Genomic DNA, 24,587 nt, shown 5'->3' on the forward strand with positions numbered 1-24,587 from the left:
CCGCACAAAAGCTTCGCGAGCAGAGCTCGCTCCTACGGTGAGGCCCTCGCTCATCAACTGTTGTTCCAGCAACACCTGACCAACAGATTGCCTGCTCCAGCAGCCATGAAGTGTTGGACAAAAACTCTATCTAATTGAATTTAAAGGAAATAAAAATCAGGCACGGCTTGTGCTTTGTCTCCTTGCAAGCAAGGTCGCGGGTGTTCGCGATCCAACAGCGCTGCGGAGAGCCTGTATTCCCCCTCACGCTTCCGTCCTCCCGCCTTGCTTGCCTCCGCCTCCTTCATGCCCGGAATCCCGGGTGAAGGAAGCCTGAAAACGCACATTGCCCAAGGCCACATGCATGACTAACGAAACCGAACCCAAGGTTCTTCGTGATGAAGCGCCGCCGCTACTCCCGGCGGCGCTGATCGAGAACGATGCCCAGGCCCTGCTCGCCGCCCACGAAGTGGCGAAGCTGGCCAAGGAAGGGGCTGCACACCGTGACCGCGAACGCCTGCTGCCCTGGCGCGAGCTGGAGCTCTTCACCCGGCTCGGCCTGGGTGGCATCCGCATCCCGCGCGCCTATGGCGGCGCCGAGGTGTCCTACGTCACCCTCGCCGAGGTGTTCCGCATCATCTGCGCGGCCGACCCGGCGCTGGGGCAGATCCCGCAGAACCAGTTCGGCCTGCTCAGCGTCATCGAGTACGTCGGCAGCGAGGCGCAGAAGCGCAAGGTCTTCGCCGGCATCCTCGCCGGGCGCCGCCTGGCCAACGCCGGGCCCGAGCGCAACACCAAGCACACCCTGGAGATCAAGGCGCGCATCACCCGCGGCAACGCCGGCCTCGAGGTCAGCGGCGAGAAGTTCTATTCCACCGGCGCGCTGTTCGCCCACTGGGTGGCGGTCAAGGCCATCGACGACAGCGGTGTCGGCGTGCTCTCCCTGGTGGAGCGCGGGGTGCCGGGGCTGGCGATAGTCGACGACTGGTCCGGCTTCGGCCAGCGCACCACCGCCAGCGGCACCGTGCTGCTGGACCGCGCCCCCGTGGCCGACGACCTGGTGTTCCACAACGGCCGCCTGGCCGAGGTGCCGAGCATCCAGGGCGCGCTGTCGCAGCTGATCCAGGCGGCTATCGACGCCGGCATCGCCGAGGCCGCCATCGACGACGCCATCGCCTTCATCCGTGAGCGCTCGCGGCCCTGGGTCGACGCCGGCGTCGAGCGCGCCAGCGAAGAGCTCTACACCATTGCCGAGATCGGCCGCCTGAAGGTCGAGCTGAACGCCGCCAACGCGCTGCTGGAACGCGCCGGGCAGGTACTCGACGAGATCGCCGCCGCGCCCATCGACGCCGCGGCTGCCGCCCGTGCCTCCATCGCCGTCGCCGAGGCCAAGGTGCTGACCACCGAGATCAGCCTGCTGGCCAGCGAGAAGCTGTTCGAGCTGGCCGGCAGTCGCGCCACCCTCGCCGAGTTCAACCTCGACCGCCACTGGCGCAACGCCCGGGTGCACACCCTGCACGACCCGGTGCGCTGGAAGGTCCACGCCGTCGGCAACTACCACCTCAATGGCGCCTTCCCGGCGCGTCATTCCTGGATATGAGGCAGCGCCCATGACCCTCCTGCAACCGCAACAGGGCCCGGCGGTGGCCATCATCCGCGACGACGCCGAGGCCCTGGCCGTGGCCCGGCAACTGGCCGAGGCATTCCGCAGCGGCGCCGCCGAGCGCGACCGCGAGCGGCGCCTGCCCCATGCCGAACTCGACACCTTCAGCCGCTCCGGCCTGTGGGGCATCACCGTGCCCCGCGCGTTCGGTGGCGCCGGGGTGTCCCGCGTCACCCTGGCCCGCGTGGTGGCGATCATCTGCGCCGCCGACAGCTCCATCGGGCAGATCCCGCAGAACCATTTCTACGCCCTGGAAGTGCTGCGGGTGAACGGCAGCGAGGCCCAGCAACGGCGCCTGTTCGCCGCCGCCCTGGCCGGCGAGCGCTTCGGCAACGCCCTGGCGGAAATCGGCACGCGCACCTCCAACGACCGCACCACCAGGCTGGTCGGCGACGGTGATGATTTCCGCATCCAGGGCCGCAAGTTCTACTGCACCGGTGCGCTCTATGCCCAACGCGTGCCGACCCTGGCCATAGGTGAGGACGGCCACCAGCACTTCGCCTTCGTCGAGCGCGATGCACCGGGGCTGGAGATCGTCGACGACTGGTCCGGTTTCGGCCAGCGCACCACCGGCAGCGGCACCGCGATCTTCGACGACGTGCCGGTGGCAGCGGAGGACGTGGTGTCGTTCCAGGCCGCCTTCGAGCGCCCGACCACGGTCGGCCCCTTCGCCCAGATCCTCCACGCCGCCATCGACGCCGGCATCGCCCGCGAAGCCTATGAAGACGCCCTGGCGTTCGTGCGCACCCGCTCGCGGCCGTGGATCGACGCCGGGGTGGACAAGGCCAGCGACGACCCGCTGGCGATCCACGAATTCGGCCGCCTGGCCATCCGCCTGCACGCCGCCGAGGCCATCCTCGACCGCGCCGGGCGCATCCTCGACGCCGCCACGGCGGAGCCCACGGTGGAGAGCGTCGCCGCTGCCTCCATCGCCGTCGCCGAGGCCCGTGCGCTGACCACCGAGGTGTCGCTCAACGCCGGCAGCAAGCTGCTGGAGCTGGCCGGCACCCGCGCCACCCTGGCCGAGCACAACCTCGACCGCCACTGGCGCAACGCCCGGGTGCACACCCTGCACGACCCGGTGCGCTGGAAGTACCACGCGGTGGGCAACTACTACCTCAACGAGGTACTGCCACCACGACGGGGGACGATCTGATGGCGCGCAAGCAGATCCTCCTCAACGCCTTCAACATGAACTGTGTGGGGCACATCAACCACGGCCTCTGGACCCACCCGCGCGACCGCTCCAGCGACTACCGCAAGCTGGCCTACTGGACGGAGCTGGCGCAGCTGCTGGAGCGCGGGCTGTTCGACGGGCTGTTCCTGGCGGACATCGTCGGCGTCTACGACGTGTACCAGGGCAACGTCGACCTGATCCTCAAGGAGAGCGTCCAACTGCCGGTCAACGACCCGCTGCTGCTGGTCTCCGCCATGGCCGGGGTGACCCGCCACCTGGGCTTCGGCCTCACCGCCAACCTCAGCTACGACGCCCCCTACCTGTTCGCCCGGCGCATGAGCACGCTGGACCACCTCAGTGACGGCCGCGTGGGCTGGAACATCGTCACCGGCTACCTGGAAAGCGCGGCGCGGGCCATGGGCCTGACCCAGCAGGTGGAGCACGACCGCCGCTACGACCAGGCCGACGAGTACCTGGAGGTGCTCTACAAGCTCTGGCAGGGCAGCTGGGAGGAGGGTGCGGTGCTCGGCGACCGCCAGCGGCGCCTCTACGCCCAGCCGGAGAAGGTGCACAAGGTCCACCACCACGGCGAGTTCTACGACGTCGAGGGCTACCACCTCTGCGAGCCCTCGCCGCAGCGCACGCCGGTGCTGTTCCAGGCCGGCTCCTCGGCGCGCGGCCTGCGCTTCGCCGGCGAGCATGCCGAGTGCGTGTTCATCAGCGGCAACAACCGCGAGGCCACCCGCGCCCAGGTGGACAAGGTGCGCGCCGCCGCCCAGGCCGCCGGCCGCGATCCGCAGGCGGTGAAGGTGTTCATGGGCATCAGCGTGATCGTCGCGCCCACCGAGGCCGAGGCCCGCGCCAAGCACGCCGAGTACCTGGCCTATGCCAGCGCCGAGGCGGGCGTTGCCCACTTCGCCAGTTCCACCGGCATCGACTTCGCCGAGTACGGCCTGGACGAGCCCATCCGTCCGCTGAAGACCAATGCCATCGAATCGGCCACCAACAAGCTGCGCGAGAACAGCCTGACCCGCCGCCAGCTCCTGGAGCAGCACGCCCTGGGCGGCCGCTACATCCTCCTGGTGGGCTCGCCTACCCAGGTGGCCGACGAACTGCTGGCCTGGGTCGACGAGACCGGGCTCGACGGCTTCAACCTCACCCGCATCGTCACCCCCGAGAGCTACGCCGACTTCATCGACCTGGTGATCCCCGAGCTGCAGGCCCGCGGCGCCTACAAGACCGCGTATGCCGAAGGCACCCTGCGCCACAAGCTGTTCGGCGCGGGTAACCACCTGCCGGCGGACCATCGGGGGCCCGTGTGGGAGCGAATTCATTCGCGAATCGGCCCGAAGGGGCGACCCCGGACTTCCAGGGGAAGGCTGCGCCTTCCATCGCGAATGAATTCGCTCCCACGACCTGAACCCATTACCCAAGGATAGAAACCATGCCCAGACACAGCCTCAAGACCCTTACCCTCGGCCTGCTCCTGGCCACCGGCATCGCCCAGGCCGCCGAGCAGCCCCTGAAGGTGGGCACCACCGCCGCCTTCGCCCCGCCCCTGGAAGTGGCGGTGGAAGAAGCCGCCAAGCAAGGCCTCAAGGTGGAGCTGGTGGAGTTCACCGACTGGAACACGCCGAACATCACCCTGGCCCACGGCGACATCGACGTGAACTACTTCCAGCACACGCCCTTCCTGGAGAACGCCAACAAGGAAGGCGGCTTCGCCCTCAAGGCCTTCGCCCCCGGGGTGATCAACAACGTCGGCCTGTATTCGACCCAGTACAAGGCCATCGCCGACCTACCCGAGGGCGCCAAGGTGGCCATCGCCAACGACCCCATCAACGGCGGTCGCGGCCTGCAGCTGCTGCAGAAGGCCGGGCTGCTCAAGCTCAAGGACGGCGTGGGCTACAAGGCGACCCTGGACGACATCATCGACAACCCCAAGCACATCGACATCATCGAGCTGGAAGCCGTGCAACTGGTGCGCGCCCTGGACGACGTCGACCTGGCCCAGGGCTACCCGCACTACATCCGCCTGGCCGGCACCCTCGACCCCAACAGCGCGCTGCTCTTCGACGGCATCGAGAACAAGGAGTACGTCATCCAGTTCGTCACCCGTGGCGATTACCAGGACGACGGCCGCCTGGCGAAGTTCGTCGACGTCTACCAGCACTCGCCGCAAGTCCGCGCCGCCTTGGATAAGGCGCACGGAAGTTTGTACCAGCCCGGCTGGCAGTGATGCCCCTGGAATCCAGGGCTACCGGAGGCACGGTGTCATTGCTGTTTGTGGGAGCGAATTCATTCGCGAAAGGAGCGCGCAGCGCTCCCCGGGCGGCCCTGGCAGTCCTTCGGCCTGCAATCGCGGATGAATCCGCTCCCACAGGTTCTGCGTCGCTCGGCCATTGGAAATCAGCGTGTAGCCCGGGCTTCAGCCCGGGAGCGGCGTGGATCATTCCCGGGCTGAAGCCCGGGCTACTGACTCCCAAGGCTCCTGTTTTCGGGCTTTAAACATATTTTCGAGAGGCCCTTATGGTCAGTTTCAACCGCACTATCAGCCTGGACCTGCCGCACATCCGCCTGCTGGGGCTGGGCAAGGCCTACCAGGGCAACCAGGGGCCGGTGCAGGCGTTGCAGGGCATCGACCTGGAGATCCGCCGGGGCGAGGTGTTCGGCATCATCGGCCGCAGCGGCGCCGGCAAGTCGTCGCTGATCCGCACCCTCAACCGCCTGGAGAAGCCCTCGGTGGGCCAGGTGGTGATAGACGAGGAGGACATCGGCGCCTTCGACGAGAAGCAACTGGTGCTGCTGCGCCGGCGCGTCGGCATGATCTTCCAGCACTTCAACCTGATGTCGGCCAAGACCGTCTGGCAGAACGTCGCCCTGCCGCTGAAGGTGGCGGGCGTGGCCAAGGCCGATATCGGGCGCAAGGTCGGCGAACTGCTGGCCCTGGTGGGCCTGTCGGAGAAGCGCGACGCCTACCCGGCGCAGCTGTCCGGCGGGCAGAAGCAGCGCGTCGGCATCGCCCGGGCGCTGGTGCACCAGCCGGAGATCCTGCTCTGCGACGAGGCCACCTCGGCGCTGGACCCGGAGAGCACCCAGTCGATCCTGGCGCTGCTGCGCGACATCAACAAACGCCTGGGCCTGACCATCGTGCTGATCACCCACGAGATGGGCGTGATCCGCGAAACCTGCGACCGCGTGGTGGTGCTGGAACGTGGCCGGGTGGTGGAGCAGGGCGAGGTGTGGCGGGTGTTCGGTGACCCGCAACATGAGGTCACCCGCACCCTGCTGGGCACCCTGCGGCACGAGCTGCCGGACGACCTGCAAGGCCGCCTGGCCAGCGAGCCGGTACCCGGCGGCGACCTGCTGCTGGACCTGCACTTCACCGGCGCCAGCGGCCGCGAACCGGACCTGCTGGCCATCACCCAGGCCCTGGGCACGCGGGTGAGCCTGTTGCATGGCGGCATCGACCGCATCCAGGGCCGCGCCCAGGGGCACCTGCTGGTGCGCATCAGCGATGTGGGGCAGGGCGGTACCTGGGTGCTGGAGCAGGCCCACGGCCTGGCGGACAAGGCGGAGGTGCTCGGCTATGTCGCCCATGCTTGATCGCCTGCTGCAGGGCATTCTCGACACGCTGCTGATGATCGGCGCCTCGTCGCTGATCGTGTTCCTGGTGGGCATCCCCCTGGCGCTGGTGCTGGTCACCACGGGCCCGGGCGGGATCTTCGAGGCGCGTGCGCTCAACCGTTCGCTGGGCAGCGTGGTCAACGTGCTGCGCTCGATCCCTTTCCTGATCCTGATGGTGGCGCTGATCCCCTTCACCCGGCTGATCGTCGGCACCAGCTACGGCGTCTGGGCCGCGGTGGTGCCGCTGACCATCGCCGCCACGCCCTTCTTCGCGCGCATCGCCGAGGTGAGCCTGCGCGAGGTGGATTTCGGCCTGGTGGAAGCGGCCCAGGCGATGGGCTGCCAGCGCCGCCACATCATCTGGAACGTGCTGCTGCCCGAGGCGCGCCCGGGCATCGTCGGCGGCTTCACCATCACCCTGGTGACCATGATCAACTCCTCGGCCATGGCCGGCGCCATTGGCGCAGGCGGGCTGGGCGACCTGGCGTATCGCTACGGCTACCAGCGCTTCGACACGCAGATCATGCTCACGGTGATCATCCTGCTGGTGGTGCTGGTGACGCTGATCCAGTTTGGTGGGGATCGGCTGGCGCGACTGCTCAACAAGCGCTAGAAAAACTGACTGCGTTGCCGCTGCGGCGTTGAGCGGTTGCTAGCCGGGCGAGGGCTCCTCGGGGACCTCGCGCTTCACGTAGCGATGGGCGCCGCAGCGTGTGCAGCGTTGACAGAGCATGGGCTCGGCGCCCACGTCGGTTTCGTGTCCTTCGGTCCAGCTGCATCCGAACAGAAAACAATGGAGTCGCATGTAACCTCCCGGGGCTCGCCCCGTTCAACCAGGCAGGGGTTGGGGTGCAGTGCATGCGCCTTGTTGTTGTGCGTGTCGGCCAGGGGAGCATCCGCGCTGCGGTCTAGAGCGGACAACCTAAATTGCCGCCGCGGGCGATCCGCCATTTCAGGGTGTTGCGCATCAGCGGTTCCTCTCGCGGTCCAGCAGGCCTTCCAGCCAGTCGATGAAGGCCCGCACGCGGCGGGGCAGGTGGCGGTGGGCGTAGAGCAGGTTGAGCGCCAGGGGCGGCGCCGGGTAGCCGGGCAGCAGCTCCACCAGGGCGCCGCTGGCCAGGTGCTCGCGCAGGCCCATGCGCGGCGCCTGGATCAGCCCCAGGCCGCCGAGGCAGGCGCCCTCGTAGGCATCGGCGTTGTTCACCGTGAGGTTGCCGGCCATGGGCACCTGGTGGACCTTGCCGCCCATCAGGTACTCGAAGCCGTCGGGCCGCGCGCCGAGCACCGGCAGGTAGTGCACCAGGCGGTGCCGGGCGAGGTCGTCGAGGCTGTGCGGCGTGCCGTGGCGGGCCAGGTACTCGGGGCTCGCGCAGTTGACCATGGGCATGGCGCCGAGGGAGCGCGCCACCAGGGTCTCGTCCACCAGGTTGCCGGCGCGCAGCACGCAGTCGAAGCCCTCGCGCACCAGGTCGACGCGGCGGTCGGTGCCGCTCAGCTCCAGCTCCAGGCCCGGGTGGGCGTCGAGGAACTCCCCCAGGTGCGGCATCACCAACTGGCGGGCGATGCGGCTGGGCATGTCCACCCGCAGGCGCCCGGCGAGCACTTCGCCGTCCTGGCGGAACATGCCTTCCAGCTCGTCCATCTGCGCCAGCAGCGCCTTGCAGCGTTCATACAGCGCCAGGCCATCCTGGGTCGCCTGCACCTTGCGCGTGGTGCGTTGCAGCAGGCGCGCGCCCAGCAACTGCTCCAGCGCCTGCACCTGCTCGGAGACGCTGGAGCGGGGCAGGCCGAGGCTTTCCCCGGCCTGGGTGAAGCTGGACAGCTCGGTGACCCGGGCGAAGGTACGCAACAGCTCGAGCTTGTTCATGGCCCGTTTCCATTTGTTCGGTTGAGGCGATCAGTATTTCCGATTTCGCGGCGTTTATCAGTATTCGGCCGGACAATAAGCTGACTCCACTTCCAACCCCCTTAGGAGCTCCACCATGACCCGCAAGATCGCACTCATCACCGGCGCCAGCCGTGGCCTCGGCAAGAACGCTGCCCTGCACCTGGCGGCCCAGGGCGTCGACATCATCGGCACCTACCACAGCAAGGCCGACGAAGCCCAGGCCGTGGCCCGCGAAGTGGAGCGCCTCGGTGGCCGCGCCCGCATGCTGCGCCTGGACGTGAGCGACAGCACGGGCTTCGGCACCTTCGCCGCCCAGGTGAGCGAGACCCTGCAGCAGGCGTTCGGCCGCGAGACCTTCGATTTCCTGGTGAACAACGCCGGCATCGGCATCCACGCCAGCTGCGCCGAAACCACCGAGGAGCAGTTCGACACCCTGGTGAACATCCAGCTCAAGGGGCCGTTCTTCCTCACCCAGAAACTGCTGCCGGTGCTGGCCGACGGCGGCCGCATCATCAACATCTCCACCGGGCTGGCACGCTTCTCCCTGCCGGGCTACGGCGCCTACGCGGCGATGAAGGGCGGCATCGAGGTGTGGACCCGCTACCTGGCCAAGGAGCTGGGCCCGCGCGGCATCACCGTCAACGTGCTGGCCCCCGGCGCCATCGAGACCGATTTCGGCGGCGGCGTGGTGCGCGACAACAGCCAGGTCAACGACTTCATCGCCGGCAACACTGCCCTGGGCCGCGTCGGCCTGCCGGACGACATCGGCGGCGCCATCGCCATGCTCCTCTCCGACGGCGGCCGCTGGGTCACCGGCCAGCGCATCGAAGCCTCGGGCGGCATGTTCCTCTGATCGCCCGCAGGGCGGGTGAAACCCGCGTGGCCGATGCACGGCGGCGTCGGGTTGCACCCGACCTACAGGCCCGGTGGGAGCGAATTCATTCGCGATCGAAGACCAGCGGCTGCGTTTCTGGACACCCGGGCGGCGGTCACAGGCAAGTCCGCGCCGGGCATCCTGCCTATGGTGGCCGCTCGATTCCGCCAAGCATGGAGCTCACATGTCCGATTTCATCACCGTCCTGCGCGAAACCTGCCCCGTCCCCGTGGTCGACGCCACCAAGTGGAAGCGCATCGGCGGCGACCCGCACACGGTCAACCTCAACGCCTACCTCTCGGCCGACGGCAGCAAGATCATGGGCACCTGGATCTGCACCCCCGGCAAATTCGAGGTGAACTACGAGAAGTGGGAGTTCTGCCACTTCCTCGAGGGCTACTGCATCATCACCCCGGAAGGCGAAGCGCCGGTGCACCTGCGCGGCGGCGACGTCTTCGTCATCGAGCCCGGCATGAAAGGCACCTGGGAAGTGGTGGAGACGGTGCGCAAGTACTTCGTCTTCGCCTGATCGCGAAAACGATGGGTGCCATGCATGGCACCCAGCTTCCCGGTGTGTAGGGTGGATGACGCTCTTCTCATCCACCAAGCGGAGCCCCAATGGGCGTAAGGGCCGGGCGGCGTTCCGCTTCAGCCCACCGCTCTTCTTCGCCGGCTGCCTCAACATCCTTCGATCATCTTGAGATGTGGGTGCGCACCCTCTTCTCGGTGCGCGCAGCACACCCTACGACGGGGCTGCAAGCTGTTCGTAGGATGGGGCGGGCGGTGTTCCGCGAGCTCCGCGAAACCCATCATTGCGGTGATTGGCGCGCACGGGCCTGCATCGTTGCGTTGGGCCTCGCTGCGCTCGGCGCCAACCTACGCCGATCCACGGCACCATCCTTTCCAGCTTCCCGCCGCTTTCCTGCGAGCAAAAAAAGACCGTCGAAGTCGACGGTCTGAAAGGGATGGAGGCCTTGCTGCGGGGTCGGGCCTCCACCGAGCCCTGGGGTTGAATTACTGCGGTACGGTTTTCAATTCGATGCTTTTCAGCCATTTCACGTGGCGCGGGCCGGCGTGGCGGTCGCAGCCGGAGACCAGAGCGATGCGCCCGGATTCCGGTGGCAGCGCCTCGCCGTGCTGGGCGTAGACCACCAGCACGCCGTCGCCGATCTGGGTGTTGAGCAGTTCGTTCCAGCTGAACAGCGCGATATAGGCGTCGCTGGCATGGGCGATGACGTAGGCGCGTTTCCAGCCCTTGGGGTCGTCGCCGGCCAGCGCGGCCTTCTGCACCAGTTCGCGCAGCAGCACGCCGCGGTAGTCCTTGTACTCGGCGTTGGCCACGTCGCCACCGCAGGCCGCAGCCACGGCCTTGTAGTCGTAGGAGGGCAGGCGCTTGAGGTCGTCGATCGTGAAGCGCAGCGGGTTCTGCACCTCGCCGGTCATTTCCAGGGTTTCGGTCACGTAGGTGCTGGGGTCGTCGGGGACGAATTCGGCGGCGTGCAGCACCGGGCTCAACAGGGCCAGCAGGGCGATGCGCAGGTTAAGTCTCAGGTCCATGGTCAGAACTCGTAGCGCAGGTTGGTGAAGTACTGGCGGCCGGCTTCGGCGTAACCGTCGGACAGCTCGTAGTCCTCGTCGCCCAGGTTGCTCACCCCGGCCTCGACGCTCAGTTCACGGGTCAGCGCCAGGCTGGCCTTGAGGTCGACGCGGGTGAAGCTGGAGACCTTGGCGGTGTCCGAGGACCAGCGCTGGTCGGCGTGCTCGAGCATGGCGATCAGGTGCAGGCGCTCGATGGGCGCGAAGTCGGCCCAGAGGTTGAGCTTGTTGCGCGGGGTGTCGGTGAGGCGGGTGGACGAGCTGAGGTTGCGCCGCTCCAGGTAGGTGTAGGCGAAGCCGGTTTCCAGCTGTTCGCCCAGCGCCTGGCGCAGGCTCAGCTCGACGCCTTCATGGCGCGCCTTGTTGATGTTCTGCATCTGGTCGCGGCCGGGCTGCACGTTGCGCACGCGCTGGATCAGGTCCTCGATCTCGCTGCGGAACAGCGCCGCTTCCAGCTGGCCGCCGGCCCAGGGCTGGCCCTGGTAGCCCAGCTCGTAGTGGGTGGCGTGCTCGGGGGCGAGGCCGGGGTTCTCGATGAAGGTGCCGAAGCGCAGGGAGTAGCGGTCCTTGAGCGTGGGCAGGCGGCTCTTGCGGGCGATGCTGGCGTAGAGGCGGTGGTCCGGCGCCGGGTCGAAGTAGAGCGCGCCCTGCCAGTTGTTGGCGTGCTGCTCGTCGGGCTTGGCGTAGACGTCGGCGTCCAGCGGCTTGAGGCTGTCGCGGCTGGCGCCGAGGGACAGGTGCCAGCGGTCGGCGAGGCGAATGTAGTCCTCCAGGGCGATGGAGGTGAGGCGGTCTTCCAGGCGCTTGGTGGTGCGCACGCCGTCGTCTTCCTCGTGGCGGTCCTGCTTGAGGGCGTACTGCACCTTGATCTGGTGGCCGTCGAGGCGGTCGCTCTGCAGCTGGATGGAGCCGCCGCGGCTGTGGTCGTCGTAGTTGCTGCTGCCGGTGCTGGACAGCGACTGCGGGTTGTTGCCGCTGGTGGCCAGGCGCGTGTAGGTGGCGTTGGTGTAGCCGTCCAGGCCGTTGGCGTAGTGGTCGGCGAAGGCGCGCACGCGCAGGGTCTCGTAGTCGGTCAGGGCGTGGTTGCCGATGAAGTAGTAGCTCTCCTTGTCCCAGTACGGCCAGCGCCAGTAGCGCTGGGTGGCGGCGGGGTCGGTGCTCGGCGGCTGGCCCTTCTGGCCGTCCTGGCGCACGTAACCGAAGGCGTACTCGTCGGTCTCGTTGGGGGTGAGGCCGATCTTCAGCGACTGCTTGCGGTCCTTGAAGTCGGAGTTCTCGCGCTTGTTGCCGTTCTCGCGGAGGGTCGGCTCGAAGTCGTCGGAGAGGCGGTAGTAGTCGGCCTCGTCCTGGGAGGCGGAGGCCTGCACGTACCAGCTGCCCTGGTTGCTGCCCAGGTTGACGCCACGGCGCAGCAGGCCGCCGCTGCCGACGCCGAGGCTGACATCGCCCTCGAACTCGCTCACCGGCTTGCGCGTCACCAGATTGATGGCGCCGCCCAGGGTGTTGGGGCCGTACATCGTCGAGCTCATGCCCTTGGCCACCTGGATCGCCGCGAGGTCGCCGGTGGTGAAGCGGTCGAGGTCGACGTAGCCGTCATAGGGCACGTACACGGGGATGCCGTCGATGAAGATCGGCGCCTGGCGCGAGTCGAAGCCGCGCAGGCTGATGGTCCCCTCGTTGCGTGCGTTGGTGGAGGTGCTGACGCCGCTGAGCAGGCCCAGCGCCTCGGTGACGTTGTGGCGCTCGAAGCGCTGCATGTCGCGGGCGCTGACCGAGGAGGAGACCTGGTCGCCGAAGCCGTCGCTGCGGTTGGACGGCGCGCGGATCAGCAGCTCGCCGAGGCTGAATACCTGGCTTTCGGTCTGGCCGGCGGCCAGCAGCGGTGGGGCGAAGACGCCCGGTGTGAGAAGTCCCAGTGCCAGGCAGCGGGAGAGGATCTTGTCGTTCATGGATGCTCGCTATGTATTTTTGTATATAGCGATTGCCGTGACTTCTACAGGGTCGGTACGACCGGCAAACGCTTGAGCTCGGGGAATGCGACCGGCGTTGGCTGACCGGCCTTGCACCGGGAGGGAAGGCCCGGCGAGCCACAGAGTAATCGAGCCGTTTGCGTAGCGCTATATATTTTTATGCATAACGGTTTTGGGGGAGAACGGCCCGCGAAAACCGGGCCTTCTGGGGGCTCGCCTGGGTGTCCGATCGCGAATGAATTCGCTCCTGCGAAGGCCCGGCACGGAGATGACCGTTGTGTAGGGTGGATGGCGCTTTTTTCATCCACCAGGCGGAGTCGGGATCGGCACAGGCTTATGCCGGGGCCTCGCATTGATGGGTTTCGCGGAGCTCGCGGAACGCCGCCCGACCCATCCTACGGTGATCACCCCAGACTCAAATTCCCCTGCTTGCAGCACCTCATCAACGCCGCTTCCAGCTTGCGATCCGGCATCGCATGGGCACGCAGGCTGTTGACGGTCTTTTCCACGTAATCCCGGGTGGTGCCGTAGTGCCCGCAGGCCCCGGCGAAGACCTGGGTGAGCACGTGGTCCGGCAGGGCGCCGGCGTAGCAGGGGAGGTTGCGCCGCAGGACGAAGCCCAGGGCCTGCACGCGCTGGCCGTCCGCCAGGTGGCAGTTGAGCCAGCGCGGCTCGTAGCCGGCATCGGGCATTTCCCGTTGCCAGAGGGCGAAGAGGTGTTCGTGCAACTGCTCGTCCGGCAGGCGATAGGCGAAGCCGGCGCAGGAGCCGCCGCGATCGAGGCCCAGTACCAGGCCGGGGGATTCCGGGGTGCCGCGGTGGATCTGCGACCAGAGGTAAAGCCCGCGGTGGTAACCGTGGATGCGCGCGCGGCGGGTTTCCACCGTGGGGCATTCGGGGCGCCAGATCAGCGAGCCGTAGGCGAACAGCCAGACCGGCCCGCCACGGTGGGCCTTCATCGTCGCTTCGAGGGACGCCAGCAATTCACCGGGGGTCAACCGCACCGGCTGATCCAGCTGGGGCGGGTAGGGCGGGTGAATATCGTGCTGGACTGACATGGATGACGCGTATCTCTCGGTGGTGCGCGACGCTGCTGGGGCCGCGCCTTCGTTGTACCAGTTGCGGGGCCTGCGGAGGAACGGGCAATCGTCGCCTGGGCGTGATTTTTTCGTCGGTAAGGGCCGCTGTTGCTGCCGGGTCAGCTAAACACGCGGTTATCCCCGCTACAAAGGAATGAATAGCGATGCCCTGATAACCAGGGTGCATAAGCGAAATGGGCAACTGTTGCTGGGCGAACACTTGATCAGCAGGCTGTCGCTGCAGCGACAGTGGAGCGCTCCGGGGCACGTCGCCAAGCCCCGTGGGACGGGCACCGAGCCTGCTGGCACGAGTGCTGCAATATTCCTTGCAGAAAGCGAAAGCGCAGCCTGACCTTACTCGAAAGAATAAGCACGGCGCGCCGAGCCCACCCATCCAGCGGCAAGGAGCGACACCATGCACACCTTCACCTCGCGGGCCCGCAAGCCCGGCAAACTGGCCCGTTTGTTCGGCCTGCTCGGCGCCTCGGCGGTCCTCGCCTTCGGCACCTCCGCCGCCAAGGCGGAAGCCCTGCCCAAGGAGCTGCGCCTCGACTACGCCTACTACTCGCCCACCAGCCTGGTGCTCAAGCACTTCGGCTGGCTGGAGCAGGAGGTGGGCGCCGGCACCCAGGTCAGCTGGGTGCTCAGCCAGGGCAGCAACCGCTCGCTGGAATACCTCAACGGCGGCAGCATCGACTTCGCCTCCACCGCCGGCCTCGCCGCCGTGCTGAGCCGCGCCAACGGCAGCCCGATCAAGACGGTGTACATCGCCAGCCGCCCGGAATGGACCGCGCTCGCGGTGCGCAAGGACTCGCCCATCCAGAGCGTCGCCGACCTCAAGGGCAAGAAGATCGCCGCCACCAAGGGCACCGACCCCTACCTGTTCACCCTGCGCAGCCTGGAGCAGGCCGGCCTGAGCAAGGACGACGTCGAGCTGGTGCACCTGCAGCACCCGGATGGCCGCGTGGCCCTGGAGAAGGGCGACGTGGACGCCTGGGCCGGCCTCGACCCGCACCTGGCCGCCAGCCAGGTGCAGGCCGGCTCGCGCATCCTCTACCGCAACGTCGCCTTCAACAGCTACGGCGTGCTCAGCGTCACCGAGCGTTTCGCCAAGGAGCACCCGCAGGCCATCGCCACCGTACTCGGTGCCTATGAGAAAGCCCGCAAGTGGGCCCGGGAGAACCCCGAGGAGCTGGCCCAGCTGCTGGCCAAGGAATCCGGCCTGCCGCTGGAGGTGGCGCGCCTGCAACTGTCGCGCACCGACTTCTCCAACGCCCAGCCGGGCCCGGAGCACATCGCCGCACTCAAGGCCGCTGCGCCGATCCTGGTGACCGAGGAGCTGGTGCGCCGTGGCGTGCAGGTCGAGCAGGTGGTGGACCAGCTGATCGACCCGGCCTTCAGCGCCCAGGCCATCGCCAGGCAGTGATCCGCACGTCCGCCGGGGTGTGCGCAAGCCGCCCCGGCATTGGCGCCTGCGGGACCACCCCGGCGCCGGGAGCAGAGACATGAGCAAGAGCAAGACCCTGCCGGCGCCCGCCGTCGGCCCCTGGAAACCGACCTTCTCCGGCGTCGCGCTGCGGCGCCGCCTCAAGGGCCTGACGATCCCGCTGCTGGCCCTCGCCCTGCTGGAGGTGCTGGTGCGCATCGGCTGGGTGCCGTCCTACCAGATGCCCGCGCCCAGCGAGATCTTCCTCACCCTGCGCGACCTCGCCACCGGCTCCCTGTGGAGCCACATCGGTGTCAGCCTGGCGCGGGTGGCGGCGGGCTTCGCCATCGGCGCGGTGCTGGCCCTGGGCGTCGCCGCCTGGGTTGGCCTGAGCCGCGAGGCCGAGGCCTATCTCGAACCTACCTTCGCTGCCCTGCGCGCCATTCCCAGCCTGGCCTGGGTGCCCCTGCTGCTGCTCTGGCTGGGCATCGACGAAACCTCCAAGGTGGTGCTGATCGCCATCGGCGCCTTCTTCCCGGTCTACCTCAACGGCGTGGCGGCGATCCGCAACATCGACCGCAAGCTGGTGGAGGTGGGGCAGATGTACGGCTTCGGTCCGGCGCGCCTGGCCTGGCGCATCCTCCTGCCGGCCGCCTTGCCGGGGCTGTTCACCGGCCTGCGCAGCGGCCTCAGCCTGGCCTGGATGTTCCTCGTCGCTGCCGAGCTGATCGCCGCCACCAAGGGCCTGGGCTACCTGCTCACCGACGGCCGCGAAACCTCGCGACCCGACCTGGTGCTGGCCTCGATCATCGTCCTGGCGTTGCTGGGCAAGCTCAGCGACGGCCTGCTGGCGGCGCTGGAAACACGGCTGCTGGCCTGGCGTGACGCCTTCGCCGGCCAGGGCGGGGAGGGTTGAACATGAGTGACGCATTGCTGGATATCCAGGTCGAGCGCAAGCAGTTCGCCGGCCACACCGTGCTGCAGAACGTGCAGTTGAAGCTGCAGGCGCGGGAGGTGGTCAGCCTGCTCGGCCCCAGTGGCTGCGGCAAGAGCACCCTGCTGCGCATCGTCGCCGGGCTGGAGCGCGACTACGTCGGGCGCACCCTGCGCGGCGAGGGCGAGGTGGCCTTCGTGTTCCAGGAGCCGAGGCTGATGCCCTGGCTGACGGTGGCGCAGAACATCGGCTTCGCCGACGACCGTGGCTATGACCGCGAGCGCGTGGCGCGGCTGATCCGCGAAGTCGGCCTGGAGGGCTTTGCCGACGCCTTGCCCAAGCAGCTTTCCGGCGGCATGGCGCAACGCGTGGCCATCGCCCGTGGCCTCTATTCGCGGCCCCGCGTGCTGCTGCTGGACGAGCCCTTCAGCGCGGTGGACGCCTTCACCCGCATGAAGCTGCAGGACCTGCTGCTGCAACTGGCGGAGCGCCATGCCATCGCCCTGCTGCTGGTGACCCACGACATCGACGAGGCGCTCTACCTGGGCGACCGCGTGCTGGTGATGGGCGCCCGCCCGGGCAACGTGCGCCAGGAACTCGCCGTGCCCCTGCCGCGCCCCCGCGACCGGCGTGACCCGGAGCTGGCACGGCTCAAGGCCGAGGCACTGACCGAGCTGCATCTGGCGCATGTGATTTGAGGAGGGGGCCGGGCTTGGCAGCCCTTCGGGCGCAGCGCCGCCACTAGCACAGATGATCTGAGGGCGGATGTAGGGTGGATGACGCTCTTTTCATCCACCAAACGGGCTCACCGGCGGGCATGGGATTTCCATCGCGGGTTTCACCCGCCCTACATCGAGAGCAGGCGGGCGACCACTACGTGGAAACGGGCTCCGTAATGGTGGATGGGTGAAGCGTCATCCACCCTACGCAGCGGTCATGCCCATCCGCTGGCACATGTGATCTGAGGGTGGATGTAGGGTGGATGACGCTCTTTTCATCCACCAAACGGGCTCACCGACGGGCATGGGATTTCCATCGCGGGTTTCACCCGCCCTAGGTCGAGAGCAGGCGGGCGACCACTGTGTGGAAGCGGGCTCCGTAAGGGTGGATGGGTGAGGCGTCATCCACCCGCGGTGGTCATGCCCATCCGCTGGCACGTGCTGTCAAACCGTCAACTGCACCACCCGCTCGCCATCGATGCGGGCGTCGTTGCCGCGGCGGTTGACCACCAGTTCGCCGATGGCGATCAGGCGGCTGCGGGTGACGTTGCGGCTGAGGCCGAGCAGGTTGGCGGTGTGCACCTGGTTGCAGTGGCAGTGGCGGTAGGCGGCGCGCAGCAGGGCGTCCTCGACCTTATGGTGCAGGTCGCCGCCCTGTTCCTCGAACAGGCGCTGGAAGGCGTGGAGCATCTGCGCCTCGGCCGAGCCGTCGTGGCCGCGGGGTTCTTCCGGGCGTTCGATGCGCAGGTTGGAGAGGTGCAGGTCGTCGGCCTGGATCACGCCGTCGCGGCAGATCAGCAGGGTGTGGTGGATGACGTTCTCCAGCTCGCGGATGTTGCCGGGCCAGGAGTAGGTGCGCAGCTTCTGCGCGGCCTCGGGCTCAGCTCGCTCTGGCCGTAGCCGAGGCGGCGGCTGTATTCGCCGATGAAGTGCCGGGTCAGCGGCAGGATGTCGCCGGGGCGCTCGCGCAACGGCGAGAGCTCCAGGCTGACGACGTTGAGGCGGTAGTAGAGGTCCTCGCGGAAGTGCCCGGCGTTAATCGCCTTTTCCAGTTGCACGTTGGTGGCGGCGAGCACACGCACGTCGATAGGGATGCTGCTGCGCGAGCCCAGGCGCACCACCTCGCGCTCCTGCAGCACCCGCAGCAGTTTCACCTGGATGGGCATGGGCAGGTCGCCGATCTCGTCGAGGAACAATGTTCCGCCGTTGGCCGCTTCGAACCAGCCGGCCTTGGCCGCCAGGGCGCCGGTGAAGGCGCCTTTCTCGTGGCCGAACAGCTCGGCCTCCACCAGCGACTCGGAAAAGGCGCCGCAGTTGACCGCCACGAAGGGGCCGTCGCGGCGCGCGCTGAGGTTGTGGATGTGGCGGGCCACCAGTTCCTTGCCGGTGCCGGTCTCGCCGATCACCAGCACGCTGGCCTCGCTCGGCGCCACCTGCTGCAGGTGTTCGAGCAGGGCCTGGGATTTCGGGTCCTCGAACACCTGGGCGGTGGCACGCACCGAGGTGGCCAGGGCCGGGGAAGGGGGCAGGGTGAGCAGGCCGGAGCCGTTCGGACGGGGTGCTTTCATGAGTAGAAGGTCGGCTGTGGCAGGTTCTGGTTCAGGGCCCAGTCGCCCAGCTCGCGGACCTTGTAGTCCACCGGGTCGTGCAGGGTCTGGGTGCGCAGGTTGCGCCAGTAGCGGTCCAGGCGCAGGGCGGCGTGGGTGGAGCGGGCGCCGGTGACCTCGAACATGCGGTTGCACAGTTCCAGGCCGTTGCGGGTGGTGGCGACCTTGGCGGTGGCGATGGCCAGGGCCAGCTCGCCGCGCTGCGCCTCACCCAGGGCGGTGCCCTGGTTCCAGGCGGCGTCCAGCAACTGGTTGGCGCGCTGGATCAGCGCGCGGGCGCTTTCCAGGCCCACCCAGAAGTCGCCGTAGCGGGCCAGCACGTAGGGGTCTTCGCCTGCGCTTTCGACACCGGAGCGGAACCAGGGGCGGGCTTCGCGCAGGGTGTAGGCGCGGGCTTCCTCGAAGGCGCCTTCGGCGATGCCGAGGAAGATGTTGCTGAAGATCAGCTGGGCGATCAGCGGGCGCAGGCAGGCGAAGGGCGTGCTCAGCGGGCCGGGTTCCAGCAGCAGTTCGTTCTCCTCCACCCGCACCCGTTCGAAGGTGGCGCTGCCGCTGTCGGTCTGGCGCTGGCCCATGTTGTCCCAGTCCTCGGCCAGGCTGATGCCGCTGCGGGCGGTGGGGATGGCGGCGATCAGCAGCTTGCCGCTTTCTTCGTCGAGGCCGGAGGCGATCAGCATCTGCGAATCCAGGGCGCCGGAGCAGAAGCTCTTCTTGCCGGAGAACTCGCGGTAGCCGTTGAAGCGACGCACCGTGGTGCGGGTGTCCAGCGGGTTGAGGGCGTTGCCCCAGAACCAGCGGTTGCGCGCGGTGAGTTCGAACCAGGGCTGCCACTGCTCGGGGCGCGAGAACAGGCGCACGGTGGCCAGCATCAGGTGCTGGAAGGCGAAGACGTGGGCGATGGAGCTGTCGACGCGGGCGAACTCGCGGACCACGGCGAGGGTGGTCTGCCAGTCGGCGCCGAGGCCGCCGTATTCGCCGGGGATCACCAGCGACAGCAGGCCGCTCTGGCGGATGGCGTCGCGCTCGGCCTTGGGGGTGCCGCCCTGGGCGTCGCGTTCGGCGGCGCTGACGGCGAAGCCTGTGGCCAGCTCGCGGGCGATCTGCAGCGGCGTGGGGGTGGCGAGATGCTGAGGGGCATTCACGCTCGGGTCCTCTTCTGATGGGGGCGTGTCGGGTGCGCCCCTCCGCACGGGGAGGGGCGGGCGGTTCAGTGGGCGGCGACCTGGGTCGGCAGCACGTCGTTGGCGATCATTTCGCCGAAGGGCCCGGTGAGGTTGGTGACGCCGCGGCCGGCGAGGCTGGCGTAGGGCTCGGGCAGCAGCGGGAACACCAGCTCGGCGAAGCGGTAGGCCTCTTCCAGGTGCGGGTAGCCGGAGAAGATGAAGCTCTCGATGCCCAGGTCCGCGTACTCCTTGATGCGCTCGGCCACCTGCTGCGGGTCACCCACCAGCGCGGTGCCGGCACCGCCGCGTACCAGGCCGACGCCGGCCCAGAGGTTGGGGGCGATCTCCAGGTTGTCACGGCGGCCGTTGTGCAGCGCGGCCATGCGCCGCTGGCCTTCGGAGTCGAAGCGCGAGAAGGATTTCTGCGCGGCCTCGATGGTCTCGTCGCTGATGTGCTCGATCAGCTTGCTGGCGGCTTGCCAGGCCTCGTCGGCGGTCTCGCGGACGATCACGTGCAGGCGGATGCCGAACTTCACCGTGCGGCCGTTGCGGGCGGCGCGCTCGCGCACGTCGGCGATCTTCTCGGCCACGGCGGCCGGCGGTTCGCCCCAGGTCAGGTAGACGTCCACCTGCTCGCCGGCGAGGTCGTGGGCGGCGTCGGAGGAACCGCCGAAGTACAGTGGCGGGTAGGGCTTCTGGATCGGCGGGTAGAGCGCCTTGGCGTTCTGCACCTGCAGGTGCTTGCCCTCGAAGTCCACCGACTCGCCCTGCAGCACGCGACGCCAGATGCGCAGGAATTCGTCGGTCACTTCATAGCGCTCGGCGTGGCTGAGGTGGATGCCGTCGCCACGGTTTTCGTCCGGGTCGCCGCCGGTCACCACGTTGATCAGCAGGCGGCCGCCGGAGAGGCGGTCGAGGGTGGCGGCCATGCGCGCGGAGACGGTGGGCGAGATGATCCCGGGGCGGATCGCCACCAGGTAGCGCAGGCGCTCGGTCAGCGGCGCCAGGGCCGAGGCGACCACCCAGGAGTCCTCGCAGGAGCGGCCGGTGGGGATCAGCACGCCGTAGTAGCCGAGGCTGTCGGCGGCCTGGGCCACCTGCTTGAGGTAGGGCAGCGACACCGGGCGTGCGCCCTGGCTGGTGCCGAGGAAGTGGCCGTCGCCGTGGGTGGGGAGGAACCAGAACACGTTCATGGGGCTGTCCTTCAGGCGATCTTCTTGAGGGCGTCGGCGCGGCTGCCGAAGAGGCTGGCGGCACGGTCGGCGGCCAGGGAGATACGGGCTTTCAGCGGCTCGCTGGTGACCTGGTAATCGACGAAGTCGGCCTCGGAGGCGTAGACGCCGATGGGCAGGGTGAGGGCCTGGAAGAAGCTGAACAGCGGGCGCAGCTGGTGGTCGATGACCAGCGCGTGGCGCTCGCTGCCACCGGTGGCGGCGAGCAGCACCGGGGTGTCGATCAGGGCGTTCATGTCGATCAGGTCGAACAGGTGCTTGAACTGGCCCGGGTAGGAGCCGCGGTAGACAGGCGCCGCCACCACCAGCAGGTCGGCGCTCTCGATGGCGCGCAGCTCGTGCTCGACGGTTTCCGGCAGCTCCTTGCGCGACAGCGCACCGCCCACGGGGCGGGCGATATCGCCGAGTTCGATGATGCGCACGTTGACCGGCAGGTGCTTGCCCAGCTCGGCCACCAGGGCCTGGGTCAGCACCAGGGTGCGCGAGGGGCGGAAGGTGCCGCCGGAGACGGCGACCACGTTGATGGCGTTGCTCATGGGGTTGTCCCTTGTGATGTTGCGCTATGTACAGAGGGACAGAGCAAGGGCCGTACCAAGAGCCGAAGTGTGCGGAAACAGGGCAGTTGGGCGGGTTGGCGGCAGGAAAACCTGCCAGGTGGGCAACACTTCTGCTGATCGGGTGTTGATGGGGAAACACTTTGCAGGGTTGCGGGCATCGCGAATGAATGGCGGCGTAGGTCGGGTGAAAACCGACGCCCTTGCACGTGGCCATCGCGAATGAACTCGCTCCTACAGGGATGGAGCAGGGGGGCTGCGGGGTTGGGGGCTGCTGGGTGGAGGTCGCTTTTTACCTCCACCGTGCGGCGTTCGGGGCGGCGTCGGCAGCATGGGTTTCGCTGCGCTCTACGCCATCCTACGGGTGCTCCTTGCGGGGTGGTTGGTTGGGGGGGCGAATGAGTTCGCCTCTACAGGAAGGGCCCCGCGTGGGGCCCTGGCGTTGGGTCAGAAGTCGTAACTGACGCTGGTGTAGTAGAACGCTCCCTGGGCACCTTCGGGGGAGGTGATGCTGTACTTGGAGACGCCGTAGAGCTGCGCGCCTTCGAGCTTGTCGGGGTGGCTGTCGAAGAGGTTGATCGCGCCCACCGAGACCTTGAGCCCCTGCTGGAAGCTGTAGCTGAGGTCGAGGTCGGTCACCCATTGCGCGCTGAAGGTCTGGTCCAGGGCCGGGTTGCTGGCGTTGAGCGACTTCCATTCGCCGTAGCGGCGCTGCGCCAGGGTCAGGCCCCAGCCCTCGTAGAGCCAGTTGGCGCTGAGGGTGAGCTTGTCGTCCGGGGTGCCTTCCTCGATCAGGCCTTGGGTGTTGCGCCCGACGATCTGCGAGCCACGGATGCTGCCGACGTCGCGCAGCTTGGTGATCTCGGTGCGGTTGCGGCTGTAGCCGGCACTGAGGTTGAGGCGGCCGGCCTGTTCCAGGTCCCACTGGTAGTTGCCGGTGAACTCGATGCCCCGGGTCCGGGTGTCGGCGACGTTGGTGTAGAAGGCCGCGCTCTGGATGTTGGCGTAGGGCGTGCCGGCGAAGATCGGCCCGACCACGGTGGACGGCAGCTGGTCGGACAGGGTGATGCGGTTTTCGATGTCGATGCGGTAGGCGTCGACGGTGAAGGAGGCGTTGTCCAGCGGCCGCCAGACCAGGCCCAGGGAGTAGTTGGTGGACTCCTCCGGCTTCAGCGCCTTGCCGCCCAGCAGTCGGGCCTCGGCGCTGTCGGCGCGCAGGGTGCGTTGCTGCACTTCCACCCAGTTGCCACTGCCGGAGGGTTGCTCGACCACCTGCACGCTGAACGACGACAGGCCGCTCTGCACCAGTGACGGTGCGCGGTAGCCGGTGCTGGCGGTGGCGCGGGCGGCGACCTGGGGGGTGAAGTCGTAGCGCAGCGAGAGCTTGCCGTTGGTGGTGTCGCCGAAGTCCGAGTAATGCTCGGTGCGCGCGGCGATGCCGGCCTGGAACTGCTCGGTGACCTGGCCTTCGACGTCGAGGTAGGCGCCCCAGACCTTGCGCTCCAGGGACACGGCGTCGACGTTGGTGATGCCCGAGTAGTAGCCGGGGATGCGCCGGCCGGTGACCGGGTCGAGGGTGTTGAACAGCGCGCCGTTCTGCCAGCCGGCCGCCTCGCCCGCGCTGAGCTCGTAGTTCTCCTTGCGCCAGGCGAGGCCGGCGGAAAGGGTCAGCGGCTTGTACAGCAGGTCGGTGGGGAAGTCGCGGGTCCAGTCCAGGGTCAGGTTGGTCTGGTCGGCCTCGCGCTCGCCGGTGTAGATCTTCTCCGGGCTGCTGGCGCCCCAGCTGGGGTTGATGGCGTTGCGGTCGGTGGACTTCACCGAGTTGTCGCCGTGGTTGAGGGCCAGGTCGAATTTGCCCAGGGTTTCGTCCTCGTAGCGCAGGCCGCCGGTCGCCGCGTAGTCCTCCAGGGTGTAGCGGGTGATGGGGATGCGCCCATCGGGGAAGCGCGCCAGGGCCACGCTGCCGTAGTTGTTGCGCAGGGCGGTGGGCGGGTCGAAGAAGCTTTCCGCGTCGGTGTTCTTGTGGGCGTAGCTGGCGAAGCCGTAGGCGGTCAGGCCCTGGCCCAGGCCGATCTCGCTGTTGAGGGTGAAGTTGTACTGGTCGGAGACGTTGCCCGAGCCCCAGCGCCAGGTACGGTTGGGGTTGTTCTGCTCCAGGGGCGTATTGATGCTGGTGGAGCCGGGGTAGAACAGGCGGTTGTCCGGGTTGGTGTCGCTGGCCGGGTCCTGGCTGCCGGCGTCGAAGGCGAGGGTGACGAAGCCGTCGTTGGGCAGGGCGAAGCCCTTCCAGCCACTGAGCTTGCGTTGCAGGCCGTCGCCCTTGTCGTAGCCGCCGAAGCGGTAGCCGATGTTGCCGCCGTCGTCCCTTTCCTTGAGCACGATATTGATCACCCCGGCGATGGCGTCCGAGCCGTACTGGGCGGCGGCGCCATCGCGGAGGATTTCCACGCGCTGGATGGCCGCCAGGGGGATCAGGCTGAGATCCACCGCGGCGGCGCCGCGGCCGTTGACCAGGCCCTGGCGGGTGACGTTGGCGCTGGTGTGGCGGCGCTTGCCGTTGATCAGCACCAGCACCTGGTCGGAGGCCAGCCCGCGCAGCGAGGCGCCCTGGGCGATGGAGCCGGAGAAGGCACCCTGGGGCGCCTGCGGGAAGCTGAAGGACGGCGACAGCGCGGTGAGGGCGCCGGAGAGGTCCTGGGCGCCGGTCTCCTGCAATTGTTCGCCGCTGAGCACATCCACCGGTGCGGCGCTTTCCAGTGCGGTGAGGTCGCTGCGGCGGGTGCCGACCACCACCACCGTGTCCAGGCGTTCGCCGTTGGCGATGGGTTTTGTGGCGGATTCTGCGGCGAGGCCGGGAAGTGCAAGGCTGCTGGTGGCCAGGGCGATGGCACTGGCCAGAAGGGAAGGACGGTACATCTGGTTTACCCCTGTTCAGGAAGGACGTATTGGCGTTTCTCGTTTCCCGGGCGCTTATGGGTTTTCCCTTCCTGCGCCTCTTTCTCCGTTCCTCCCGAGCAACGGTTGTGCCAGGGGTTGCGTGGTTTTTCGTTTATTTAAAATCCAGTTAAATCAATGGGTTATGAGTTGCTTTGGGGCGGG

The 24,587-nt window shown here is 68.0% G+C and carries 21 protein-coding genes and 1 pseudogene; 11 read left to right on the top strand and 11 right to left on the bottom strand.

Annotation, left to right across the window (positions count from 1 at the left end):
* The first annotated feature begins 343 nt into the window (after positions 1-343).
* The 6 genes and pseudogenes from PSm6_RS20590 (at position 344) to PSm6_RS20615 (ending at position 7,059) form a co-directional block, all read left to right on the top strand.
* Positions 344-1,579: an SfnB family sulfur acquisition oxidoreductase gene (locus tag PSm6_RS20590; RefSeq protein WP_265168096.1), complete on the top strand. Its 1,236-nt coding sequence runs from the start codon at positions 344-346 to the stop codon at positions 1,577-1,579.
* 10 nt (positions 1,580-1,589) lie between these two features.
* The gene (locus tag PSm6_RS20595) at positions 1,590-2,798 is read left to right on the top strand and encodes an SfnB family sulfur acquisition oxidoreductase (protein WP_043245779.1); all 1,209 of its coding nucleotides are present in this window, start codon (positions 1,590-1,592) and stop codon (positions 2,796-2,798) included.
* Positions 2,798-4,150, top strand: a pseudogene (locus PSm6_RS20600) (LLM class flavin-dependent oxidoreductase); the annotation flags it as partial. The gene PSm6_RS20595 and the pseudogene PSm6_RS20600, both read left to right, overlap by 1 nt.
* A gap of 113 nt (positions 4,151-4,263) precedes the next feature.
* The gene (locus PSm6_RS20605) at positions 4,264-5,058 is read left to right on the top strand and encodes a MetQ/NlpA family ABC transporter substrate-binding protein (RefSeq protein WP_043245781.1); all 795 of its coding nucleotides are present in this window, start codon (positions 4,264-4,266) and stop codon (positions 5,056-5,058) included.
* Between the two features lie 290 nt (positions 5,059-5,348).
* Positions 5,349-6,425, top strand: coding sequence for a methionine ABC transporter ATP-binding protein (locus tag PSm6_RS20610; protein WP_043245782.1), 1,077 nt, complete (start codon positions 5,349-5,351; stop codon positions 6,423-6,425).
* A complete protein-coding gene (locus tag PSm6_RS20615) occupies positions 6,409-7,059 on the top strand; it encodes a methionine ABC transporter permease (RefSeq protein ID WP_021222800.1) in 651 nt (216 codons plus the stop codon). Before PSm6_RS20610 ends, PSm6_RS20615 begins: the two co-directional genes overlap by 17 nt.
* A 39-nt stretch (positions 7,060-7,098) precedes the next feature.
* Here the strand turns inward: PSm6_RS20615 and PSm6_RS30290 are convergent, their stop codons facing one another.
* Both PSm6_RS30290 and PSm6_RS20620 read right to left on the bottom strand, forming a co-directional pair.
* Positions 7,099-7,251: a PSPA7_2676 family Cys-rich small protein gene (locus tag PSm6_RS30290; protein ID WP_286672668.1), complete on the bottom strand. Its 153-nt coding sequence runs from the start codon at positions 7,249-7,251 to the stop codon at positions 7,099-7,101.
* A gap of 162 nt (positions 7,252-7,413) precedes the next feature.
* Positions 7,414-8,313, bottom strand: coding sequence for a LysR family transcriptional regulator (locus PSm6_RS20620; RefSeq protein ID WP_043245783.1), 900 nt, complete (start codon positions 8,311-8,313; stop codon positions 7,414-7,416).
* Positions 8,314-8,428: 115 nt separating this feature from the next.
* Between PSm6_RS20620 and PSm6_RS20625 the strand changes: the two genes are divergently transcribed.
* Together PSm6_RS20625 and PSm6_RS20630 are read left to right on the top strand one after the other, a co-directional pair.
* Positions 8,429-9,187 carry an SDR family NAD(P)-dependent oxidoreductase gene (locus PSm6_RS20625; RefSeq protein ID WP_043245784.1) on the top strand — a complete coding sequence of 253 codons (759 nt, stop codon included), beginning with the start codon at positions 8,429-8,431 and terminating at the stop codon, positions 9,185-9,187.
* A gap of 205 nt (positions 9,188-9,392) precedes the next feature.
* Positions 9,393-9,737, top strand: coding sequence for a cupin domain-containing protein (locus PSm6_RS20630; protein ID WP_021222797.1), 345 nt, complete (start codon positions 9,393-9,395; stop codon positions 9,735-9,737).
* 485 nt (positions 9,738-10,222) lie between these two features.
* Here the strand turns inward: PSm6_RS20630 and PSm6_RS20635 are convergent, their stop codons facing one another.
* The 3 genes from PSm6_RS20635 to PSm6_RS20645 form a co-directional block, all read right to left on the bottom strand.
* A complete protein-coding gene (locus PSm6_RS20635; protein ID WP_265168098.1) occupies positions 10,223-10,765 on the bottom strand; it encodes a molybdopterin-dependent oxidoreductase in 543 nt (180 codons plus the stop codon).
* A 2-nt stretch (positions 10,766-10,767) separates the two neighbouring features.
* On the bottom strand, positions 10,768-12,753 hold the full coding sequence (locus PSm6_RS20640; protein WP_265168099.1) for a TonB-dependent receptor plug domain-containing protein: 1,986 nt from the start codon (positions 12,751-12,753) through the stop codon (positions 10,768-10,770).
* A 425-nt stretch (positions 12,754-13,178) separates the two neighbouring features.
* Positions 13,179-13,832, bottom strand: coding sequence for a gamma-glutamylcyclotransferase (locus PSm6_RS20645; protein WP_031289031.1), 654 nt, complete (start codon positions 13,830-13,832; stop codon positions 13,179-13,181).
* A 436-nt stretch (positions 13,833-14,268) separates the two neighbouring features.
* Here PSm6_RS20645 and PSm6_RS20650 point away from each other — a divergent pair, with 436 nt between their 5' ends.
* The 3 genes from PSm6_RS20650 (at position 14,269) to PSm6_RS20660 (ending at position 16,911) form a co-directional block, all read left to right on the top strand.
* Complete coding sequence (locus tag PSm6_RS20650) at positions 14,269-15,279, top strand: aliphatic sulfonate ABC transporter substrate-binding protein (RefSeq protein ID WP_265168100.1); 1,011 nt, start codon at positions 14,269-14,271, stop codon at positions 15,277-15,279.
* Positions 15,280-15,358: 79 nt separating this feature from the next.
* Entirely contained in the window at positions 15,359-16,195 is an 837-nt protein-coding gene (locus tag PSm6_RS20655) for an ABC transporter permease (RefSeq protein WP_265168102.1), read from the top strand.
* Between the two features lie 2 nt (positions 16,196-16,197).
* Complete coding sequence (locus PSm6_RS20660) at positions 16,198-16,911, top strand: ABC transporter ATP-binding protein (RefSeq protein ID WP_263403541.1); 714 nt, start codon at positions 16,198-16,200, stop codon at positions 16,909-16,911.
* A gap of 465 nt (positions 16,912-17,376) precedes the next feature.
* Here the strand turns inward: PSm6_RS20660 and PSm6_RS30775 are convergent, their stop codons facing one another.
* The 6 genes from PSm6_RS30775 to PSm6_RS20685 all read right to left on the bottom strand — a co-directional run bounded on the left by PSm6_RS30775 (position 17,377) and on the right by PSm6_RS20685 (position 24,404).
* On the bottom strand, positions 17,377-17,793 hold the full coding sequence (locus tag PSm6_RS30775) for an AAA-type ATPase lid domain-containing protein (protein WP_503827123.1): 417 nt from the start codon (positions 17,791-17,793) through the stop codon (positions 17,377-17,379).
* Positions 17,727-18,500, bottom strand: coding sequence for a sigma-54 interaction domain-containing protein (locus tag PSm6_RS20665; RefSeq protein WP_503827122.1), 774 nt, complete (start codon positions 18,498-18,500; stop codon positions 17,727-17,729). The genes PSm6_RS30775 and PSm6_RS20665 overlap by 67 nt, the downstream gene beginning before the upstream one ends.
* The gene (locus PSm6_RS20670; protein ID WP_265168103.1) at positions 18,497-19,681 is read right to left on the bottom strand and encodes an acyl-CoA dehydrogenase family protein; all 1,185 of its coding nucleotides are present in this window, start codon (positions 19,679-19,681) and stop codon (positions 18,497-18,499) included. The genes PSm6_RS20665 and PSm6_RS20670 overlap by 4 nt, the downstream gene beginning before the upstream one ends.
* 65 nt (positions 19,682-19,746) lie before the next feature.
* Entirely contained in the window at positions 19,747-20,895 is a 1,149-nt protein-coding gene (ssuD, locus tag PSm6_RS20675; protein WP_021220665.1) for an FMNH2-dependent alkanesulfonate monooxygenase, read from the bottom strand.
* 11 nt (positions 20,896-20,906) lie between these two features.
* Positions 20,907-21,470, bottom strand: a complete 564-nt coding sequence (gene msuE / locus PSm6_RS20680) for an FMN reductase (RefSeq protein ID WP_265168104.1) — start codon at positions 21,468-21,470, stop codon at positions 20,907-20,909.
* A gap of 465 nt (positions 21,471-21,935) precedes the next feature.
* Complete coding sequence (locus PSm6_RS20685; protein ID WP_265168105.1) at positions 21,936-24,404, bottom strand: TonB-dependent receptor plug domain-containing protein; 2,469 nt, start codon at positions 24,402-24,404, stop codon at positions 21,936-21,938.
* Positions 24,405-24,587 lie beyond the last annotated feature (183 nt).

This window comes from Pseudomonas solani, from assembly GCF_026072635.1.
Taxonomy (GTDB): Bacteria; Pseudomonadota; Gammaproteobacteria; order Pseudomonadales; family Pseudomonadaceae; genus Metapseudomonas; species Metapseudomonas solani.

What these genes read in the sequence shown, in the direction of transcription:
- PSm6_RS20590 (WP_265168096.1), top strand. Translation starts at nt 344, where the DNA reads ATGACTAACGAAACCGAACCCAAGGTTCTTCGTGATGAAGCGCCGCCG.
- PSm6_RS20595 (WP_043245779.1), top strand. Translation starts at nt 1,590, where the DNA reads ATGACCCTCCTGCAACCGCAACAGGGCCCGGCGGTGGCCATCATCCGC.
- PSm6_RS20605 (WP_043245781.1), top strand. Translation starts at nt 4,264, where the DNA reads ATGCCCAGACACAGCCTCAAGACCCTTACCCTCGGCCTGCTCCTGGCC.
- PSm6_RS20610 (WP_043245782.1), top strand. Translation starts at nt 5,349, where the DNA reads ATGGTCAGTTTCAACCGCACTATCAGCCTGGACCTGCCGCACATCCGC.
- PSm6_RS20615 (WP_021222800.1), top strand. Translation starts at nt 6,409, where the DNA reads ATGTCGCCCATGCTTGATCGCCTGCTGCAGGGCATTCTCGACACGCTG.
- PSm6_RS30290 (WP_286672668.1), bottom strand. Translation starts at nt 7,251, where the DNA reads ATGCGACTCCATTGTTTTCTGTTCGGATGCAGCTGGACCGAAGGACAC.
- PSm6_RS20620 (WP_043245783.1), bottom strand. Translation starts at nt 8,313, where the DNA reads ATGAACAAGCTCGAGCTGTTGCGTACCTTCGCCCGGGTCACCGAGCTG.
- PSm6_RS20625 (WP_043245784.1), top strand. Translation starts at nt 8,429, where the DNA reads ATGACCCGCAAGATCGCACTCATCACCGGCGCCAGCCGTGGCCTCGGC.
- PSm6_RS20630 (WP_021222797.1), top strand. Translation starts at nt 9,393, where the DNA reads ATGTCCGATTTCATCACCGTCCTGCGCGAAACCTGCCCCGTCCCCGTG.
- PSm6_RS20635 (WP_265168098.1), bottom strand. Translation starts at nt 10,765, where the DNA reads ATGGACCTGAGACTTAACCTGCGCATCGCCCTGCTGGCCCTGTTGAGC.
- PSm6_RS20640 (WP_265168099.1), bottom strand. Translation starts at nt 12,753, where the DNA reads ATGAACGACAAGATCCTCTCCCGCTGCCTGGCACTGGGACTTCTCACA.
- PSm6_RS20645 (WP_031289031.1), bottom strand. Translation starts at nt 13,832, where the DNA reads ATGTCAGTCCAGCACGATATTCACCCGCCCTACCCGCCCCAGCTGGAT.
- PSm6_RS20650 (WP_265168100.1), top strand. Translation starts at nt 14,269, where the DNA reads ATGCACACCTTCACCTCGCGGGCCCGCAAGCCCGGCAAACTGGCCCGT.
- PSm6_RS20655 (WP_265168102.1), top strand. Translation starts at nt 15,359, where the DNA reads ATGAGCAAGAGCAAGACCCTGCCGGCGCCCGCCGTCGGCCCCTGGAAA.
- PSm6_RS20660 (WP_263403541.1), top strand. Translation starts at nt 16,198, where the DNA reads ATGAGTGACGCATTGCTGGATATCCAGGTCGAGCGCAAGCAGTTCGCC.
- PSm6_RS20665 (WP_503827122.1), bottom strand. Translation starts at nt 18,500, where the DNA reads ATGAAAGCACCCCGTCCGAACGGCTCCGGCCTGCTCACCCTGCCCCCT.
- ssuD (WP_021220665.1), bottom strand. Translation starts at nt 20,895, where the DNA reads ATGAACGTGTTCTGGTTCCTCCCCACCCACGGCGACGGCCACTTCCTC.
- msuE (WP_265168104.1), bottom strand. Translation starts at nt 21,470, where the DNA reads ATGAGCAACGCCATCAACGTGGTCGCCGTCTCCGGCGGCACCTTCCGC.
- PSm6_RS20685 (WP_265168105.1), bottom strand. Translation starts at nt 24,404, where the DNA reads ATGTACCGTCCTTCCCTTCTGGCCAGTGCCATCGCCCTGGCCACCAGC.